Raw genomic sequence first — 19,447 nt, 5'->3', positions numbered from 1 at the left:
ATTTGTTAAATTTCCATTAGCCAACAATAGCTAAAACATCATCTTCACGAAGAATTAAGTATTCTGTGTTATCATATTTCACTTCAGTCCCAGCGTATTTTGAAAAAATAATACGATCTCCAACTGAAACTTCAAGTGCTACTCTTTCTCCCTTGTCATCTACGCGTCCAGAACCAACTGCAACTACTTTTCCTTCCTGCGGCTTTTCTTTAGCAGAGTCTGGAAGTACGATTCCACTTGCAGTTTTTTCTTCTTGCGCAAGAAGTTCGATTACAACACGATCTCCTAATGGTTTAATCATGTAAACAACCTCCTTAATTCTTATCTATTTATGAGTTTTAGCACTCAATCATCTAGAGTGCTAATCCAATTAATATGATAAATAATATTGAATTAAATTGCAAGTATTTTTAATTTATTTTCTTAATGATTAAAGTACAGATTGTTTAAGAGTAGATTCCGTTTATGTTGAATGAAACTGGGACAAAAATATTATAGGTTAGTAGCTCATGAACATGATGGTGAAAAATCCTCGTTCCAGAAATATACTTCGTTTTTTTCTCATTTAGTTCTTTAAACTTAAAATTATATATAGAAACATTTCATTCTTAGACTTGCTCTTGAAGTTTTAGAAAATGAAAAAACAGATAAGCAACATATTACGTTTTCTTACCTGCTTTATTTTAAAGAATTATTAAATGCTCGTAATTACTTCTTCGTTACTTTCCACGGTGTTCCTAAGATTGGCAGTGCCCATCGATCAAGACCATACCATCCAGCTACTTTCCATGCCATAGCTAATAAAATTGCGATCATCAACATAACCGGATTCGCACTGACCGTTCCAGCTAACAAAAAGGACATATTCATAACTGCTCCAAAAAATGCAGCTATACCAGTTAATAGTCCAACAATTAACCCAAGTCCTACTAATACCTCTCCCCATGCAATTAAATAGGAAAAAGTAACAGCATTTGGGATAACCAAAGTTTCTAAAAACCAAGCATACCACCCCGCGATATCTTGTGAGAGTGCACCTTCCATAAATCCTCTAACAGCTGTACCCGCATTTTCTCCTGTCCACGCATCTGAAGTCACTTTGCCTATACCAGCCATTAGCCATGAATAGCCAAGATAAACACGTAAAATAAGCCATATCCAAGCTGATTTCGTATTAATAAATAGAAATCTTGAGAATGGATTTTCTTCAATAATCACTTCTCGTCCATTTTTATTTTGTTCAATTTTCACCATTTCACTTATCTCTCCTACATTTTTATTCATAATCCGTAAGTAGTGTATCGGTAGATAATTAGAATTTTTGTAGGGCTTTTTGTTTATTTTCCACCTAATTTTATATCAATTTTTCCCAGGAAAATCTGCAAGAGTATCTTTGGGCATAATATGAGAAATATATCTCTTTTAAAAAACAGGATTAACTTTTTTCAGTCTATTTTCTTTTTTAGCCATATACTAATAGAGGATTAAACTATATATTAAGGCAGTAATTATGATAGAATACTACAGGGAGCTCTTATGCTTCTATGTATGAAAAGGAGCGGTTTATATTGACGAAACGATATTGGTGGATTTTAATTATATATGCTATAGCACAATTTTCAGGATTGGCTATTGCACCACTGCTCTTTAAGTTAACGTCATGGAATGAATTAGAAGCGAGCATTTATGGAAATATCTTCTCTCTTACGCTTGGATTCATTATTATTTTATATTTGTTGAAAGACAGTATGCGAGAAGGTTTACGTGCAGGAATTGACATTAGTCAAACAGCTGTCTGGGTAGTATTTGGTGTATTTATGGCTTATGCTACTCAAATTATTGCATCACTTATTGAAGTGAAAGTACTTGGAATTAAAACATCATCACAGAATACTGCTGTTATAATGGAATTTACAAGGCAGATTCCATTATTTGCAATTCTTACAACGCTTATTGCTCCAGTGCTTGAGGAGATTATATTTCGTAAGATTATTTTTGGATCTCTTTATAAAAAGACCAATTTCTTTATAGCAGGTGTAATCTCAGCAATTATTTTTGGGATTGTACATGGTGAACCGAAACATTTATTAATCTATGCTTCTATGGGTTTTGTATTTGCCTATTTGTATATAAGAACAAAAACATTGTTAACACCAATTCTTGTCCATATTATTTTAAATACAATTACAGTTATTGTGCAATACAATTTAACACCTGAACAAATTCAACAACAACTAGAACAGTTGCATGTATTCATTGGGGGATAATATTTGTGAAATTACCAATTTTTTATTTTTTAATGGGGATAGTCTTTACTTACTTAGCAGTCAATAGCGTGACAGATACGATATGGAATTTTACTACAGTTGTCTTAGCACTGATTGCCACTTTAGATTTTGGCGTAGGAATTCGTTTCCTAAACGCTCATTTGAAAACAAAAAAACAAAGTTAATTTAAGATGAATGCAGTTGATTGTAGATTTATGCAATCAACTGCTTTTTCTTTAATAATAGACTCAATCTTTATTCCTCATTTCTTCCACATATTTTTTTTCAAAAAAACACTAAAAAAATATTCCATTATTTTTCTTTTCCGTTATAATTATTCCGATATGTGTTACATGCTAAGTAGCCGGGCTACTTAGTCATACTAAAACAAGGCTAACAAGAAGTTAGGAGGAGAAAATGAAAAATACTGCAGTAATCCAATTTAACAATGTGACAAAAGCGTATCAAGCAGGATTACCCGTGCTAGATAATGTGAGCTTAGAAATTGAACGTGGGAAATTTTATACCTTACTTGGACCATCTGGATGTGGGAAAACAACCATTTTACGTCTGATCGCTGGTTTTACAGAAGCATCATCAGGAACGATCCATTTCAATGGTGAATTAGTTAATGATATTCCAGCTAACCGTAGACAAGTAAATACGGTATTTCAGGATTATGCGCTGTTCCCTCATTTGAATGTATTTGAAAATGTTGCTTTTGGTCTGCGCATTAAGAAAACGAAAAATGCAAAGATCAAGGAAAAAGTAAAACAAGCTTTGGAATTTGTAAATTTAGCCGGTTATGAAGACCGTGAAATTTCAGAGATGTCTGGTGGGCAGAAACAACGTGTTGCCATTGCTCGAGCAATCGTCAACGAACCAGAGGTTATTCTCTTGGACGAGCCACTATCTGCGCTTGATTTGAAATTACGTACACAAATGCAGTATGAATTACGCGAGCTACAAAAAAGGCTCGGTATCACTTTTATTTTCGTAACACATGACCAAGAAGAAGCACTAGCAATGTCTGATGAGATATTTGTTTTAAATAATGGAAAGATCCAACAAAGTGGTACACCTATTGATATTTATGATGAACCAATCAATCGCTTTGTTGCTGATTTTATTGGGGAATCTAATATTGTTAAAGGAGTAATGATTCAAGACTTCTTAGTTGAATTTGTAGGAAAGCAATTTGAATGTGTGGATGCTGGAATGAATAAAAACGAATCTGTAGAAGTAGTCATTCGTCCAGAAGATCTTGATATTACTTCTGTAGAAAAAGGTCAATTAAAAGTAACCGTAACCTCAAATTTATTCCGTGGTGTGCATTATGAAATTACCTGCCATGATGTTGACGGGAATGAGTGGCTTGTTCACTCTACTCAAAAAGTAACTATTGGCGATGAAATAGGTCTGGCATTTGACCCTGAAGATATTCATGTTATGAGATTTGGTGAAACAGAGGAAGAATTCGATCGCCGTTTAGATGCATATACGGAGGCAGACGAAGATGCAAAATAATAAACTTTCTCGTCGATTATATATGCTTCCATATGCGTTATGGATTGTTCTGTTTGTAGTTACACCAATTATCCTTGTTGTTTACTATTCGTTCTTTGATATTGAAGGTAATTTTTCCTTTGAAAACTACCAAAAATTCTTTACACCTGTCTATTTAAAAATGACTTTAAGTTCCTTTTGGTATGCTTTTTTAATTACGCTATTCTCTTTGCTGGTAGCATATCCTACTGCATATTTACTAACAAAGCTAAAGCATAGTCAATTATGGCTCCTGCTGATTATTGTACCTTCATGGGTAAATCTTCTACTAAAAGCCTATGCTTTTATTGGGATTTTTGGGAAACATGGAATAGCGAATGAATTCTTGGAAATAGTTGGAATTGGGAATAAACAAATACTATTTACTGACTTTAGTTTTATTTTTGTATCTGTCTATATTTTTATTCCTTTTATGATTTTACCAATTTTCAATGCACTTAATGATATCAATCCTTCACTCATTTCTGCCGCTTCTGATTTAGGTGCGACAAAATGGATGACATTTCGTCGTGTTATTTTCCCACTTACATTAGATGGGGTAAAAACTGGTTGCCAAATTGTCTTTATTCCAGCATTATCACTCTTTATGCTTACTCGATTAATTGCTGGGAATCGCGTAATTACACTTGGTACTGCCATTGAACAGCATTTCCTTGTGACACAGGATTGGGGTATGGGAGCAACCATTGCGGTCTTTTTAATTCTTATTATGGTAGTTATTATGCTGTTAACTGGTAATAGAAAGCGAGGGGGATTAAATGGATAATAAAAACGGTGTACTAGCAAAGATTTTTTTAACTCTTATTTTCATTATCCTTTATGGACCTATCTTCTTTCTTATTATTTATTCCTTTAACAGCGGAGGAACAATGAGTGGATTTGAAGGCTTCACATTCGATTGGTACCGTGAATTATTTGATGATACTCGCTTACTAATTATCGTGCTTAATACACTTGTGATTGCATTGCTCTCCTCATTAATTGCAACGATTATCGGTGTATTTGGTGCATTAGCAATCTATAATTATAGAAGAAGACGAACACAGAATACATTATTATCATTGAACAATGTTTTAATTGTAAGTCCTGATGTTATTATCGGAGCATCTTTCTTAATTTTATTTACATTAGTCGGCTTTAAGCTTGGCTTCACATCTGTTTTACTATCACATATTGCATTTAGTATTCCAATTGTTGTTTTATTAGTACTTCCTAAGCTAGCAGAAATGAAGCCTTCTTTACTTGATGCCGCTAAAGACTTAGGTGCTAATCAATGGCAAATCTTAACTAAAGTTATTTTACCTTATATTACACCAGGAATTTTCGCTGGATTTTTCATGGCATTAACATATTCCTTAGATGACTTTGCCGTGACATTTTTCGTTACTGGAAACGGATTTAGCACCCTTTCCGTAGAAATATACTCACTTGCCCGTCAAGGAATTTCTTTAAATATTAATGCTTTATCTACCGTTCTATTTGTCTTTACGATTTTACTTGTAATTGTTTATTATTTTATTGCTCAACGTGGGAATGTGAAGATGGGAGTGAAGAAATGAAAAAGCTTATACCGATTTTCTTAGCTGGTTTCATTGTATCTTTCGTCCTTCTCTATTTCATTGCTCGCATTAATGATTCTCAAGGATTCTCAGGAGGAAATACGCTCTCTGTATTCAACTGGGGAGATTATATCGATGAAGAGCTTATCGAACAGTTTGAAGAAGAAACAGGTATTAAGGTTATTTTAGAAACCTTTGATTCCAATGAAGCAATGATGACAAAAATTGTTCAAGGTGGTACAACATATGATGTTGCCGTTCCATCAGAATATATGATCGAAAAAATGCTGGAAGAGGACCTACTCCTCCCCCTTGATCATGACCTATTACCAAATATTGTTAATATCGATGAACGTTTTATGGACTTACCCTTTGATCCAGAAAATAAATATTCCATTCCTTATTTTTGGGGAACGGTAGGAATCACCTATAATCCGACTTTACTGCCTGGCAAAACATTTGATAGCTGGGAGGATTTATGGGATGAAGACTTGAAGAATGAAATCATTCTTATCGATGGAGCTCGTGAAATTATTGGTGTAGGACTAAATGTACTTGGTTATTCTTTAAATGATACAAATGAAGACCATTTACAGGAAGCTTTTCATAAGCTCCGTGATCTAACACCAAATGTCAAAGCAATTGTTGGTGACGAAAATAAATTGCTGATGCAAAATAATGAAGCCTCCATTGCTGTGCTATGGTCCGGAGATGCTGCTGATATCATGTCAGAAAATGAAGATATTGACTATGTCGTTCCAAAAGAAGGTTCTAATCTATGGTTTGATAATATGGTTATTCCAAAAACAGCAAAAAATATCGATGGTGCACATCAATTCATTAACTTTATGCTAGATGCAGAAGTAGCGGCCCAAAACACAGATTATGTGGCATATTCTACACCTAACCAAGCAGCACTAGCATACTTAGACGAAGAGGTTGTAAATGATGAAAGGTTTTATCCATCACCAGAGCTAACAGAAAAACTTGAAGTATACGAGAATATAGGAAAGAAAAACCTAGCCATTTACAATGATCTATTTCTAGAATTTAAAATGTATCGGAAATAATAAGAAAAAAACCGTTAAGCTCTCTTTATAGGGAACTTAACGGTTTTTCATTCTATAATCAGAAGCTGGGATAAGAGAATTTATTACTTAGCTAATTCCAAACATAAATTGTGCAAATACCTGCTTCGTGGGGTATGTCAGCTTGGTATTGCACTAGGATCTCGCGAACCGAACTTCCTATATACCTTGCTTTATATAAATATTGTTCGGATTTCAAGCTTAGTTTTTCTTTTTGTTTCAGCATCCTTACTCTTGATTCATTCCATCCTGTTGCATAAAATAAATCAATGTCTGTAATTCAACGGATAGATCAATATGATGAACATGGACATTCTTGGGCGCTGTAATTCTTGCAGGGGTGAAATTAAGAATACCTTCAATGCCAAGCCCTGCTAATTTTTCTGTAATTTGTTCAGCTACTGTGACTGGCACAGTCAGAATCGCCACTTTAACATTACCTATCCATCTTTCTAATTCATTAATATCATAAATTGGCGTCCCACCAATATCTGTTCCAACTTTTGCTTTATCTGTATCAAATGCGACAACTATTTTCGTATTATTGTTTTTCATAAAATTATACTGCAGAAATGCCGTTCCTAAATTCCCTACTCCAATTAAGGCTACTTCTGTTACTTGATCTTGATTCAACGCTTTACGGAAAAAAACGAGTAAATATTCAACATCATATCCATAACCTTTTTTTCCTAAAGCACCGAAATGTGAAAAATCTCTACGTATGGTTGCTGAATCCACTTTTAACGCTCTGCTTAATTCAGATGAAGATACTCTTGTTTTTCCTTGATGATTTAAATTTGATAAATACCTATAATATAAGGGCAATCGCTTCGCTGTTGCTTTCGGTATCTTTTTATACATATTTACTTTTTCATTCCTTCTCGATAAAAATCTCCAGACTTTCCTCCAGATTTTTCTAACAAATAAGTTTGTCCAATGATCATGCCTTTATCAAAGGACTTACACATATCATAAATCGTCAAAGCTGTGGCAGATGCTGCTGTCAACGCTTCCATTTCTACTCCTGTACTTCCCTTTGTCTTTACAGAAACTTCGATACAAAGCTCAAATTGATTGTTTTCTAAATTCCAATCAAATTGAACATCGACCCCTTTTAATTGCAATGGATGGCACATCGGAATAATATTTGCAGTATTTTTTGCAGCCATAATACCTGCTACCTGCGCTACTGCTAATACATCCCCTTTGCTAACTGTATGATTGGTAATAGCTTTATATATATCTTCTGAAACGAAAATACTTGATTTTGCTAGAGCCGTGCGCATAGAATCTACCTTCTCACTAATATCAACCATTTTTGCTCTACCTTGTTCATTAAAATGAGTAAAATCTGTCATAAGCTCATCTCCAGTTTTTATTCTATCATCTATTTTATCAGAAAAGAGAAGAGAAGGCTCAAAAAGTATTGCTAGCTACATATTAAATAAGATACACTTAGAGAGGTGAGGTGAAAGTAATGATCATCATGCAATTAAATGATATTTCTAAATCCTTCGGTGCAGAAGAGATTTTATCTAATATAAAAATAGAGATTAAAAGCAATGATCGTGTTGCAATTGTTGGTAGAAATGGTGCTGGCAAATCAACAATCTTAAAAATAATGGCTGATCAATTATCCCATGATGATGGGGAAATTTTCAAACCGAAAGATCTACGTATCGGTTATTTATCACAGCATAGCTCGCTCGAATCAAAACAATCTATCTGGCAAGAGATGCTATCTATTTTCCAGCCTTTATTGAAAAAAGAACAAGAGCTTCGTTCACTTGAACAACAAATGGCAAATCCTGGAAACATGGATGAAAGTGAATATGAAGCATTATTGCAGAACTATGATAAGCTACATCAGGAATTTGAAAATGAAGGTGGCTATCGTTTTGAATCGGAAATTAAAGCTGTTTTGACAGGACTTGCATTCCATACCTTTGATTATGATACTCCTATTCATGCATTAAGTGGTGGACAGAAAACGAGACTTTCTTTAGGAAAATTACTCCTACAAAAACCAGACTTACTCATTCTCGATGAACCGACAAACCATTTAGATATGGAAACACTACGCTGGCTAGAAGGCTATCTATTAAATTACCCTGGTGCAGTCACTATTGTTTCTCATGATCGCTATTTCCTCGATAAAGTAGTTTCGATTATTTATGAAATCTCTCGAAATCAATCTAAGAAATATGTTGGCTCCTATAGTAAATATCTAGAACAAAAACAAAAGGATTATGAGAAAGCATTAAAGGAATTTGAGCAACAACAAGCAGATATTAAGAAAATGGAGGACTTCGTGCAGCGCAATATTGCTCGGGCCTCTACAACGAAAAGAGCGCAAAGTCGGAGAAAACAGTTGGAACGTATTCAAAAAATAGATCGTCCACTTGGAGATGAATCTTCTGCTTCTTTCTCTTTTCAAATTCAAAGGCAAAGTGGAAATGATGTATTAAAAGTTAGTGATCTTACCTTTCAATATCCTGGAGAAGACAGCCCTTTATTCACACAAGTAAACTTCCATGTGAATCGTGGGGAACGTGTTGCCATTGTTGGACCAAATGGAGTAGGGAAAACAACATTGCTCAAGCTTATTTTATCTAATTTACAGCAAAAACAAGGTACCATCCAGCTTGGAACGAATGTACAAATCGGTTATTATGATCAGGAACAAGCAAATTTAACATCCAATAAAACTGTTTTAAATGAATTATGGGATGACTACCCTACAACAATGGAAAAAGAAATCCGAACTATACTTGGAAATTTTCTATTTTCTGGTGATGATGTACTTCGTCCTGTACAAGCATTAAGTGGTGGAGAAAAAGCAAGACTTGCTTTAGCAAAATTAATGATGCAAAAAGCAAATTTATTAGTGCTCGATGAACCAACAAACCATTTGGATATTGATAGTAAAGAAGTACTTGAAGCTGCCTTAATTAATTTCCCTGGCACGATTGTATTCGTATCACATGATCGCTACTTTATTAATCAAATAGCGGACCAAGTGATTGAATTGAATCATGATGGTGCAACTGTCTACCTAGGCGATTATGATTATTATGTAGAGAAAAAACAAACAGCACTAGAAATTGCAAAATTAAATGAAGCAGAGCAATCACAAGCACCCGAGAAAAAAGAAAAATCCCAAAGATTAAGCTATGAACAAGAAAAGAAATTGCAAAGTGAAAAAAGAAGGAAACAACGTGAAATCGAAAAAATAGAAACGAAAATCGAAGAATTAGAAGAAGAATTAAATGCACTGGAAGAACAAATGGCATTGCCTGAAGTATATCAAGACCATGAAAAATCACTAGAACTTTCTACAGAAGCAAATCACACGAAACAAATGATTGAAGAATTAATGGAAGCATGGGAAGCATTTCATGATACTCCAAAATAAAAGGTAGGTTATTCAATTGGAATTCGAATATGAACTGACAGAAAAAGATTATATTAATTTTAATATTTTTCATTTTGGCAACTCAAAAGCGGTGAAACGCTCTTTACTTGTTCAACGTATTATTGGACCTCTTTTCTTTATTGTTTTTGGTTACTTATATTATCAAATCGAAACAGTCTCTTTACCTTTGTTAATTCTTGTCATTATTGCATTAAGTGCAGTATGGATTATTCTTTATCCAATGCGTTTTAAAGGCTATATTACGCGTAATACAAAGCGAATGATTGAAGAAGGTAATAACGCTCTCATTTTAGGAAAACATCATGTAACAATGAATAAAAATGGCTTTACGGATAAAACATCTAGGAGTCAAACATCACTACAATGGAAAAATGCTGTTAGCTTTCAGGAAGATAAAGATAATTTATATCTCTATCATAGCCCTAGCTACGCCTATATTATCCCAAAGGATAAAGTAGGAAATGTAGAAGAAGTTAAAAAATTTATTCAAACAAACTTGCCTGCTAGTATTTAAAAAACACCGTGCACTGGATTTTTCCAGAAAGCACGGTGTTTCATTTTACTTAAATAAATAATCATTTTGTATCGAATTCTCGACAGCCACACGATATATTAAGGCATAACCAATTACTGATGCTAGCACAGCACTTCCTCCATAACTAATCAAGAGTAATGGAATCCCTGTGATTGGCATTACATTAATTGTCATACCAATGTTTTCAAATGTATGAATCAGTAATAACGCAAAATAACCAAAACAAATAAATGATCCAAACACACTGAAATTATGGACTCGTAAGCCTAATGTAATTAGCTTATAAAACAAAAAGAAATATAAAAATACGACTGCTGCACTACCAATAAAGCCAAAGCTTTCTCCAATGACAGAGAAAATCATATCTGAATGTGCCTCTGGTAGGTATACCTGTAAATTACCTATTCCCTTTCCTGTAAGTTGGCCAGAACCAACTGCTTGCATCGACCGATCAATTTGGAAGGTATCATTACTCTGATGGGTAGGATCAAACCAGCTTAATACTCGGTTCATCTGGTATGCCTTTATACCAACGGCCTGTGCTAATTCTGGTAAATAAAGAATTAGTGCCACTGCTCCAGCTGCTAAAGATAAGACCCCAGTCACAATGGTAGCAATAATCTTCCAATCAATTCCTGATAACAACACTACTACAACTGCAATAAAAACAAAGATTAACGAAGTACCTAAATCTGGTTGAACAAAAATTAAACCAAACGGAATTCCTGTTACAACTACAATTTTAAGCAATAAAAATAAATCACTTTTTATAGTACTTTCTTTAAACTTATCCTTATGCTTACTAACAACTGCAGCTAGATAGACAATAAAGGCTATCTTCGTAAACTCTGACGGCTGTAAGGAGAGTCCTATTTGCTCAAAGACAAACCAGCTTTTAGCACCATTTCTTATAGGAGCAAAATCACCTGCCGGAGTAAGGTATAAAGCAATAATAATGAGTATCCCAAAAGCGTATATAAACAAACTAGCCTTATATAATTGTTCCAAATCAAAAAACTGAATAACAATTAATGCAAAGATACTAGCTCCGTAAAACACTATTTGTTTCATTACAAAATTATCTGCGTATTGTTCCATCTGCTGTGCATTATAAATAGAAAATAAGCTCACTGTAATAAACAGCAACAAGATTAGGATTAAATCTCCTTGAAAAAAATGCGATTGTCTTTTTGTCACTTAAACTCACCAAATTTCTACTAGGTCTATAATGGTAAATATATAGACTTAAATTACTTTAACATTAATGATGGATTCGCATTTAAATCCATAGATGAATATTTTTCTTGTTGATATGAAATTGTTCCTGCCGCTGCAATCATTGCTGCATTATCTGTGCACAACGCAAACGGTGGAATAAGTAATGGGATATCTGATTCTGCAAATTTTGTTTCTAAAGAACTGCGCAATCCTTTATTTGCAGCTACTCCCCCTGCTACAATCACTTGTTTTACTCCATATTCTAATGCTGCTCGATATGTTTTTTCTGTTAACACTTCTACAACACTATTTTGAAAGCTTGTAGCAATATTCGCCTGATTAATTTCTTCGCCACGTTGTTTCAAATTATGAATTTTATTAATAACTGCAGACTTTAGGCCACTAAAGCTAAAATCATAACTATCTTGCTCAAGCCACGCTCTTGGAAATTGAATTTCCTCTTTTCCCTCTGCTGCTAAACGATCAATATGTGGGCCACCTGGATATGGTAACTCCAGCATGCGCGCTACTTTATCAAAGGCCTCACCTGCAGCATCATCTCTCGTTTCACCAATCACCTGGTAATTTCCATGCTCTTTCATTAAAACTAATTCGGTATGCCCACCAGAAACAATCAATGCAAGTAAAGGGAATTCAAATTCCTGAACAAGACGATTCGCATAAATATGACCTGCTATATGATGTACACCAATTAAAGGCTTGTTTTTAGCAAAGGCAAGAGCTTTCGCCGCACTAATCCCAATTAACAGTGCACCAACTAAACCTGGTCCCGCTGTTACAGCAATTGCATCAATATCATCCCACATCATTTGTCCTTGTTCTAAAGCTTCTTCTAAAACAAGCGTAATTTGCTCAACATGATGCCTTGAAGCAATTTCAGGTACTACTCCACCGAATCTACTATGACTTTCGATTTGTGAGGAAACAACATTTGCAATAATCTCCCTACCATTTTTGACGATTGCGACTGCTGTTTCGTCACAACTTGTTTCAATTCCTAATATATAAATATCCTTATTTTTCATAAATTCACCCACATTACAAGAGCATCCTCTAGATTATCTGTATAATAATTTTTTCGTATGCCTCCTGGTACAAGGCCAAATTTTCGGTACATTTTTTGAGCAACAACATTGGATACTCTTACCTCTAAAGATAAATGAGACACTCCCATTTGCATCGCATATTGCAGCACATGAGCAAATAATTGCTGCCCTACCTTCCTACCTCGAAATGTTGGTAGAATAGCAATATTTGTTATTTGTGCATCATCAGCAACAATCCATGTTCCAGCATAACCGATAATTTCCTCATTTAGTTCCACTACAAAATAATGAGCATGCTGATTTTGTGTAATTTCTTGACGAAAAATTTCCTCTGGCCATGGGGTTGGAAAAGAATGTTGCTCTACATTCATCACTTGTTCTAAATCTGTTTCAAGCATTTTTCGAATAATCATCTTACTTATCATCCTGATTCTGTTGTTGTGCTTGAAGCCATTTTGCCTCAGCTTCTGCTAAACGCAAATAATTTGGCGTTAGGGTATGTAGCTCTTCCGACTCTTTATTTAATCCAGCTAATCCTAATAAAGATGTTCTCGGTAAATGATAAGGCATTTCTGGAATGATTGCTAAGTCACCTAGATACTCCATAATCATATCCTCATATAACTTAATATCTGAACTAAGAAATAACACTTGTTTATTTTGCTGTTTTAATAAAGCTAACCATTCTGTCATATGCACATTTTGATCTGCTTGTATCAATTGTATTCCTTTTTGATTCCACTCGTATAGTCCTGTAAAAACTGTTTGTCGTCTAGCATCATAGAAAGGACAAATCATACCATTAAAGAAGCGCCCTTCATATGCTAATGCCTCCAAGCTAGAAACAGCTACAATTGGAATTTGCAAGGCCCAAGCTAATGTTTTCGCGGTCGTTATACCTACTCGTACCCCAGTATATGAACCTGGTCCCTTTGCTACAACAATAAGATCTAAGTCCTCTGCTTTTATATTAATTTCTTCCATAAATTGTGTGATGACAGGCATTAGCCGAACAGAATGATTAACTGGTACATCTGTCACTGTCTCACCTATGACTTTTTGATCTTTTAATAAAGATACACCTAACACATGATTTGATGTATCAATTGCTAGGACATTCATTTAATTACCCCTTATTATCTAAATAATATCACTCCGTGAGCTGCTTTATAACATTTTCAAAGTGCTCACCTTGAGCAGTTAATTCAATCTCTCTTTTCTCTTCATCCACAAAACGAATATTTATATTCAAACGTTCATCTGGTAAATACATTTCGATAAATTGTGCCCACTCGACAACTGAAATTCCTTTACCATTAAAATATTCTTTGAACCCAATATCTTCATCCATATCCTCTAGACGATAAACATCCATATGATATAAAGGCATAATTCCTTCATACTCTTTAATAATTACAAAAGTAGGACTTGTTACCATTCTTTCCACACCAAGCCCCTTTGCCAAACCCTTTGTAAAAATGGTCTTTCCTGCGCCTAAATCACCTTCTAATGTAATTACATTCCCTGGCTCTAATAATGCCGCTAGCTTAGCTGCAAACTCCATTGTATGCATTTCTGAGCTAGTCTCTATCGTAAATGTAGTCATATTATCTCTTCACCTATTTCAAATGATCATAGCCTAACTTTATTAATGGTCTTAGCTCGGCATTTTCATATAAGTATACTAACTCATCATTTTCTTCTTTTGGATTGCCAACATACCCTATTTCAGTTACTTGAACATTGGTTTGTTCAGCAGCGCTTTGCACCAATGGCCAATCCTTTTCTGGTACTGTACCTAACAATTCAAAATCCTCGCCACCAAATAACTTCCAGTTCCTTTGCCTTTCAGCTGAAAACTGATTAAAATGCTGGGAGACAGGAATTTTATCCCCATCTAGAAAAAGAGGATGTTTTGAAGCTTCTGCAATTTCTGATGCTTCGTTTGCTATGCCATCACTTATATCATTCAATGCAACACGAGTTAGTGAAGATAAAGCTTGAGCAAAAGCAACTCTTGGTGTAGGCATTTGATGACGCCTTATAAAATATTCTCTATTTTTTACTTCTATGTCATTTTGTAGTATATATAAACCTGCACGTGAATCCCCTAATGTTCCTGTTACAAAAACCTTATCTCCAGGTTCTGCCTGATGACGATACCTTACCCTTTCATGATCTACAAAGCCAATTACGGTTATAGAAATAGTTAGCTCTCTTCCAGAAACAGTATCTCCACCAATTAAATCCATTTGGTACTCAGCAGCTAACTGATTCATTCCTTGAAAAATAGCTTGTAGCCTTGAAAGATTAGAGCTTTTAGGAATGGTAATCGACACAAGATAAAAAGCTGGTTTCGCACCCATTGCTGCTAAATCACTAATATTAGCAGCTAATGCACGATATCCTATATGCTCTGGTTCTGTTGTCTTTGTAGAAAAATGAATATCTTCCACAAATGTATCTACTGCAGTGACAATGTCTTGTGAAGTTTGCCGAAAAACAGCTGCATCATCACCAATTCCTTTAATCAAGCTTGGTTGTTTATATGTTTTTGGTTTTATCGCATCAATAAACTGAAATTCATTCATTTGTATCACCATTTCTAATCCTTCTACTAATGATAACAAAACGTTCAAGAAAAGAAAAAGATAATCTTAATGTTTATATAGTTAATCTTTAATTCTTTCACATTTATGTTAGAAGGGTGGGATAAAAGTATTTTAGGTTAATTATTCTCTAATATAGATACTTAAAATACCTTCTTCAAGGGATGCAGGATTATATGTTAGTTCAGTGCTCGAGCTAGTAATATCATAAGCTCAACTGAACTTCCTATACTCTTCACTTTTTATACCTTATTCAGTTCTTTAAACTCAAAAATTTTTGTCTCGATTTATCGTTTTTTATATACATAAAAAAAACATGATTTCCGTTTTGGAATCATGTGGGTTTCTTATATTTATTCTTTTAAAAGAATGGCGGTCTGGACGGGACTCGAACCCGCGACCTCCTGCGTGACAGGCAGGCATTCTAACCAACTGAACTACCAGACCATTCTATATAAAAAAATTATTGGTTGCGGGGGCAGGATTTGAACCTGCGACCTTTGGGTTATGAGCCCAACGAGCTGCCGGACTGCTCCACCCCGCGGTATGAAAAAAATTACTAGCCTGGCAGCGTCCTACTCTCACAAGGGGGTAACCCCTAACTACCATCGGCGCTAGAGAGCTTAACTACTGTGTTCGGCATGGGAACAGGTGTGACCTCTCTGCTATTACTACCAGACCAATATTTTGCTAAAAAATAGCTCCTCCGTTTTTGAAGGACAAGTTTTATTATATGCTTATTCATTTTAAAATGCAAGCACTTTTTAAAAACTTTTTAGGGTTATTTTACAACCGTTGGTTGTGTCTAATTTATACCCTAAAAACTAAATAAGAGTGCATCGTAACGTATGACAACCGAAATGTGTTAGTTAAGTCCTCGATCTATTAGTATCCGTCAGCTCCATGTGTCACCACACTTCCACCTCGGACCTATCAACCTTATCGTCTCTAAGGGATCTTACTCATTTAAAATGATGGGAAGTCTCATCTTGAGGGAGGCTTCATGCTTAGATGCTTTCAGCACTTATCCTTGCCACACGTAGCTACCCAGCTATGCTCCTGGCGGAACAACTGGTACACCAGAGGTGTGTCCATCCCGGTCCTCTCGTACTAAGGACAGCTCCTCTCAAACTTCCTGCGCCCACGACGGATAGGGACCGAACTGTCTCACGACGTTCTGAACCCAGCTCGCGTACCGCTTTAATGGGCGAACAGCCCAACCCTTGGGACCGACTACAGCCCCAGGATGCGATGAGCCGACATCGAGGTGCCAAACCTCCCCGTCGATGTGAACTCTTGGGGGAGATAAGCCTGTTATCCCCGGGGTAGCTTTTATCCGTTGAGCGATGGCCCTTCCATGCGGAACCACCGGATCACTAAGCCCGACTTTCGTCCCTGCTCGACTTGTAGGTCTCGCAGTCAAGCTCCCTTCTGCCTTTACACTCTTCGAATGATTTCCAACCATTCTGAGGGAACCTTTGGGCGCCTCCGTTACTCTTTAGGAGGCGACCGCCCCAGTCAAACTGCCCACCTGACACTGTCTCCGAACCGGATCACGGTCCTGGGTTAGAAGGTGTGTGCAGCCAGGGTGGTATCCCACGGTTGCCTCCACCGAAGCTAGCGCTCCGGTTTCAATGGCTCCCACCTATCCTGTACAAGCTGCACAAACATTCAATATCAAGTTGCAGTAAAGCTCCACGGGGTCTTTCCGTCCTGTCGCGGGTAATGCGCATCTTCACGCATAGTATAATTTCACCGGGTCTCTCGTTGAGACAGTGCCCAAGTCGTTGCACCATTCGTGCGGGTCGGAACTTACCCGACAAGGAATTTCGCTACCTTAGGACCGTTATAGTTACGGCCGCCGTTTACTGGGGCTTCAGTTCTACGCTTCGTACGAAGTACTAACGTTTCCCCTTAACCTTCCAGCACCGGGCAGGTGTCAGCCCCTATACTTCGCCTTACGGCTTCGCAGAGACCTGTGTTTTTGATAAACAGTCGCTTGGGCCTATTCACTGCGGCTTCTCATGCAAGAAGCACCCCTTCTCCCGAAGTTACGGGGTCATTTTGCCGAGTTCCTTAACGAGAGTTCTCCCGCTCACCTTAGAATACTCTTCTTGCCTACCTGTGTCGGTTTAGGGTACGGGCACCTATATCCTGGCTAGAGGCTTTTCTTGGCAGTGTGGAATCAAGAACTTCGGTACTTATATTTCCCTCCCCATCACAGCTCAAGATACTTGTCAGACGGATTTGCCTATCTGACTCTCTTACTGCTTGGACGCACTCTTCCATCCGTGCGATTCTTTATCCTCCTGCGTCCCCCCTTTGCTCATAACGGATATGAGGTGGTACAGGAATATCAACCTGTTGGCCATCGCCTACGCCTTTCGGCCTCGGCTTAGGTCCCGACTAACCCTGAGTGGACGAGCCTTCCTCAGGAAACCTTAGGCTTTCGGTGAAAGAGATTCTCACTCTTTTTTCGCTACTCATACCGGCATTCTCACTTCTAAGCGCTCCAGCTGTCCTCTCGGTCAACCTTCTCTGCCCTTAGAACGCTCTCCTACCATTGTTCCTACGGAACAATCCACAGCTTCGGTGATACGTTTAGCCCCGGTACATTTTCGGCGCAGAGTCACTCGACCAGTGAGCTATTACGCACTCTTTAAATGGTGGCTGCTTCTAAGCCAACATCCTGGTTGTCTGTGCAACTCCACATCCTTTTCCACTTAACGTATACTTGGGGACCTTAGCTGGTGGTCTGGGTTGTTTCCCTCTCGACAATGGACTTATTACCCATCGTCTGACTCCCAAAGATAAGTATCTGACATTCGGAGTTTAACTAGGTTTGGTAACCCGGTGGGGGCCCCTAGCCCAATTAGTGCTCTACCTCCAGTACTCTTCCTTTGAGGCTAGCCCTAAAGCTATTTCGGAGAGAACCAGCTATCTCCGTGTTCGATTGGCTTTTCACCCCTACCCACACCTCATCCCCGCACTTTTCAACGTACGTGGGTTCGGGCCTCCAGTCAGTGTTACCTGACCTTCACCCTGGACATGGGTAGATCACACGGTTTCGGGTCTACGACCGCATACTCATTCGCCCTATTAAGACTCGCTTTCGCTACGGCTCCGTGTCTTCCACTTAACCTTGCATACAATCGTAACTCGCCGGTCCATTCTACAAAAGGTACGCCGTCACACAATAACGTGCTCCGACTACTTGTAAGCACACGGTTTCAGGTTCTATTTCACTCCCCTTCCGGGGTGCTTTTCACCTTTCCCTCACGGTACTGGTTCACTATCGGTCACTAGGGAGTATTTAGCCTTGGGAGATGGTCCTCCCGGATTCCGACGGAATTTCACGTGTTCCGCCGTACTCAGGATACATTCCGGAGGAAATGTCTTTTCAACTACAGGGCTGTTACCTTCTTTGGCTGATCTTTCCAGATCGATTCGTTTAAAACACTTCTTGATAACTCCTATTGGAATGTCCTACAACCCCAGAAAGCAAGCTTTCTGGTTTGGGCTGTTTCCGTTTCGCTCGCCGCTACTTGGGAAATCGCTTTTGCTTTCTCTTCCTCTGGGTACTTAGATGTTTCAGTTCCCCAGGTCTGCCTCATCTAACCTATCTATTCAGTTAGATGTACTACTCCATTACGAGTAGTGGGTTTCCCCATTCGGAAATCCCCGGATCAATGTTTACTTACAACTCCCCGAGGCATATCGGTGTTAGTCCCGTCCTTCTTCGGCTCCTAGTACCAAGGCATCCACCGTGCGCTCTTGTTCACTTAACTAGCTACTTAATGAATAAGCTTTGTTTCTTTTTCATCTGCATGTACGAACGTACATGACTTTTTCGGTTTGATGTCGTTGTTACTTTACTCTTATTTAGTTTTCAAGGTACAAATGTAAAAATTCTGCCCTGTCAGCTATCATAACACGCTGAAGCAGAAATTTTATCGGTTTTGAGAGATTTGCTCCCTCAAAACTGAACCGAACAACTCAGTAATGTTTTCATCTAAACCTTGTTAGATGTTCCGTTATAGTCTAGCTCCGGCGACCAAAAACTTTCAAACTTCACCCTTTTCCAATCGATAAGTCAACATCA

18 protein-coding genes, 2 tRNA genes and 2 rRNA genes are annotated in these 19,447 nt (G+C 37.2%); 8 read left to right on the top strand and 14 right to left on the bottom strand.

Annotated features, from left to right (window positions below):
* Positions 1 to 16 precede the first annotated feature (16 nt).
* Entirely contained in the window at positions 17 to 301 is a 285-nt protein-coding gene (gene groES, locus AB4Y30_RS03155) for a co-chaperone GroES (RefSeq protein ID WP_368654052.1), read from the bottom strand.
* 407 nt (positions 302 to 708) lie between these two features.
* The gene (locus AB4Y30_RS03150) at positions 709 to 1,254 is read right to left on the bottom strand and encodes a DoxX family protein (protein ID WP_368654051.1); all 546 of its coding nucleotides are present in this window, start codon (positions 1,252 to 1,254) and stop codon (positions 709 to 711) included.
* Positions 1,255 to 1,568: 314 nt separating this feature from the next.
* On the opposite strand from AB4Y30_RS03150, the gene AB4Y30_RS03145 reads away from it, so the two are divergent.
* From AB4Y30_RS03145 to AB4Y30_RS03120, 6 genes are all read left to right on the top strand, one after another.
* Positions 1,569 to 2,267 (top strand): lysostaphin resistance A-like protein, encoded by a 699-nt coding sequence (locus tag AB4Y30_RS03145; protein WP_368654050.1) that lies wholly within the window; start codon positions 1,569 to 1,571, stop codon positions 2,265 to 2,267.
* A 32-nt stretch (positions 2,268 to 2,299) separates the two neighbouring features.
* Positions 2,300 to 2,452 (top strand): YdiK family protein, encoded by a 153-nt coding sequence (locus tag AB4Y30_RS03140; protein ID WP_368655157.1) that lies wholly within the window; start codon positions 2,300 to 2,302, stop codon positions 2,450 to 2,452.
* Positions 2,453 to 2,684: 232 nt separating this feature from the next.
* Complete coding sequence (locus tag AB4Y30_RS03135) at positions 2,685 to 3,794, top strand: ABC transporter ATP-binding protein (protein WP_368654049.1); 1,110 nt, start codon at positions 2,685 to 2,687, stop codon at positions 3,792 to 3,794.
* On the top strand, positions 3,784 to 4,599 hold the full coding sequence (locus tag AB4Y30_RS03130; protein ID WP_368654048.1) for an ABC transporter permease: 816 nt from the start codon (positions 3,784 to 3,786) through the stop codon (positions 4,597 to 4,599). Before AB4Y30_RS03135 ends, AB4Y30_RS03130 begins: the two co-directional genes overlap by 11 nt.
* On the top strand, positions 4,592 to 5,392 hold the full coding sequence (locus AB4Y30_RS03125; protein WP_368654047.1) for an ABC transporter permease: 801 nt from the start codon (positions 4,592 to 4,594) through the stop codon (positions 5,390 to 5,392). Before AB4Y30_RS03130 ends, AB4Y30_RS03125 begins: the two co-directional genes overlap by 8 nt.
* Complete coding sequence (locus AB4Y30_RS03120) at positions 5,389 to 6,462, top strand: PotD/PotF family extracellular solute-binding protein (protein ID WP_368654046.1); 1,074 nt, start codon at positions 5,389 to 5,391, stop codon at positions 6,460 to 6,462. The genes AB4Y30_RS03125 and AB4Y30_RS03120 overlap by 4 nt, the downstream gene beginning before the upstream one ends.
* Positions 6,463 to 6,708: 246 nt before the next feature.
* Here AB4Y30_RS03120 and AB4Y30_RS03115 read toward each other — a convergent pair whose 3' ends face one another.
* Positions 6,709 to 7,341 carry a redox-sensing transcriptional repressor Rex gene (locus tag AB4Y30_RS03115; RefSeq protein WP_368654045.1) on the bottom strand — a complete coding sequence of 211 codons (633 nt, stop codon included), beginning with the start codon at positions 7,339 to 7,341 and terminating at the stop codon, positions 6,709 to 6,711.
* A gap of 2 nt (positions 7,342 to 7,343) precedes the next feature.
* Positions 7,344 to 7,838 (bottom strand): cyclic pyranopterin monophosphate synthase MoaC, encoded by a 495-nt coding sequence (moaC, locus tag AB4Y30_RS03110; protein ID WP_368654044.1) that lies wholly within the window; start codon positions 7,836 to 7,838, stop codon positions 7,344 to 7,346.
* Between the two features lie 119 nt (positions 7,839 to 7,957).
* Here moaC and AB4Y30_RS03105 point away from each other — a divergent pair, with 119 nt between their 5' ends.
* Entirely contained in the window at positions 7,958 to 9,895 is a 1,938-nt protein-coding gene (locus AB4Y30_RS03105) for an ABC-F family ATP-binding cassette domain-containing protein (protein WP_368654043.1), read from the top strand.
* Between the two features lie 16 nt (positions 9,896 to 9,911).
* The gene (locus AB4Y30_RS03100) at positions 9,912 to 10,430 is read left to right on the top strand and encodes a YcxB family protein (protein ID WP_368654042.1); all 519 of its coding nucleotides are present in this window, start codon (positions 9,912 to 9,914) and stop codon (positions 10,428 to 10,430) included.
* Positions 10,431 to 10,475: 45 nt separating this feature from the next.
* Here the strand turns inward: AB4Y30_RS03100 and AB4Y30_RS03095 are convergent, their stop codons facing one another.
* The 10 genes from AB4Y30_RS03095 to AB4Y30_RS03050 form a co-directional block, all read right to left on the bottom strand.
* Positions 10,476 to 11,648 (bottom strand): FtsW/RodA/SpoVE family cell cycle protein, encoded by a 1,173-nt coding sequence (locus AB4Y30_RS03095; RefSeq protein ID WP_368654041.1) that lies wholly within the window; start codon positions 11,646 to 11,648, stop codon positions 10,476 to 10,478.
* 53 nt (positions 11,649 to 11,701) lie between these two features.
* The gene (gene tsaD / locus AB4Y30_RS03090) at positions 11,702 to 12,715 is read right to left on the bottom strand and encodes a tRNA (adenosine(37)-N6)-threonylcarbamoyltransferase complex transferase subunit TsaD (RefSeq protein WP_368654040.1); all 1,014 of its coding nucleotides are present in this window, start codon (positions 12,713 to 12,715) and stop codon (positions 11,702 to 11,704) included.
* Complete coding sequence (gene rimI / locus AB4Y30_RS03085; RefSeq protein ID WP_368654039.1) at positions 12,712 to 13,149, bottom strand: ribosomal protein S18-alanine N-acetyltransferase; 438 nt, start codon at positions 13,147 to 13,149, stop codon at positions 12,712 to 12,714. Before rimI ends, tsaD begins: the two co-directional genes overlap by 4 nt.
* A 1-nt stretch (position 13,150) precedes the next feature.
* Complete coding sequence (gene tsaB, locus AB4Y30_RS03080; RefSeq protein WP_368654038.1) at positions 13,151 to 13,858, bottom strand: tRNA (adenosine(37)-N6)-threonylcarbamoyltransferase complex dimerization subunit type 1 TsaB; 708 nt, start codon at positions 13,856 to 13,858, stop codon at positions 13,151 to 13,153.
* Between the two features lie 28 nt (positions 13,859 to 13,886).
* A complete protein-coding gene (gene tsaE, locus AB4Y30_RS03075; protein WP_368654037.1) occupies positions 13,887 to 14,342 on the bottom strand; it encodes a tRNA (adenosine(37)-N6)-threonylcarbamoyltransferase complex ATPase subunit type 1 TsaE in 456 nt (151 codons plus the stop codon).
* Between the two features lie 13 nt (positions 14,343 to 14,355).
* Positions 14,356 to 15,339, bottom strand: a complete 984-nt coding sequence (gene thiL, locus AB4Y30_RS03070) for a thiamine-phosphate kinase (RefSeq protein ID WP_368654036.1) — start codon at positions 15,337 to 15,339, stop codon at positions 14,356 to 14,358.
* Between the two features lie 376 nt (positions 15,340 to 15,715).
* Positions 15,716 to 15,792, bottom strand: a tRNA-Asp gene (locus AB4Y30_RS03065).
* 20 nt (positions 15,793 to 15,812) lie between these two features.
* Positions 15,813 to 15,889 (bottom strand) — tRNA-Met (locus tag AB4Y30_RS03060).
* Positions 15,890 to 15,907: 18 nt separating this feature from the next.
* A 5S ribosomal RNA gene (rrf, locus tag AB4Y30_RS03055) occupies positions 15,908 to 16,024 on the bottom strand.
* Between the two features lie 186 nt (positions 16,025 to 16,210).
* Positions 16,211 to 19,133: ribosomal RNA gene (locus tag AB4Y30_RS03050) — 23S ribosomal RNA — on the bottom strand.
* Positions 19,134 to 19,447 lie beyond the last annotated feature (314 nt).

It is taken from the genome of Ornithinibacillus sp. 4-3, assembly GCF_040958695.1.
Taxonomy (GTDB): Bacteria; Bacillota; Bacilli; order Bacillales; family Amphibacillaceae; genus CALAMD01.
The sequence above is the reverse complement of the archived record's forward strand: the minus strand, read 5'-3'. Positions and strand labels throughout refer to the sequence as shown.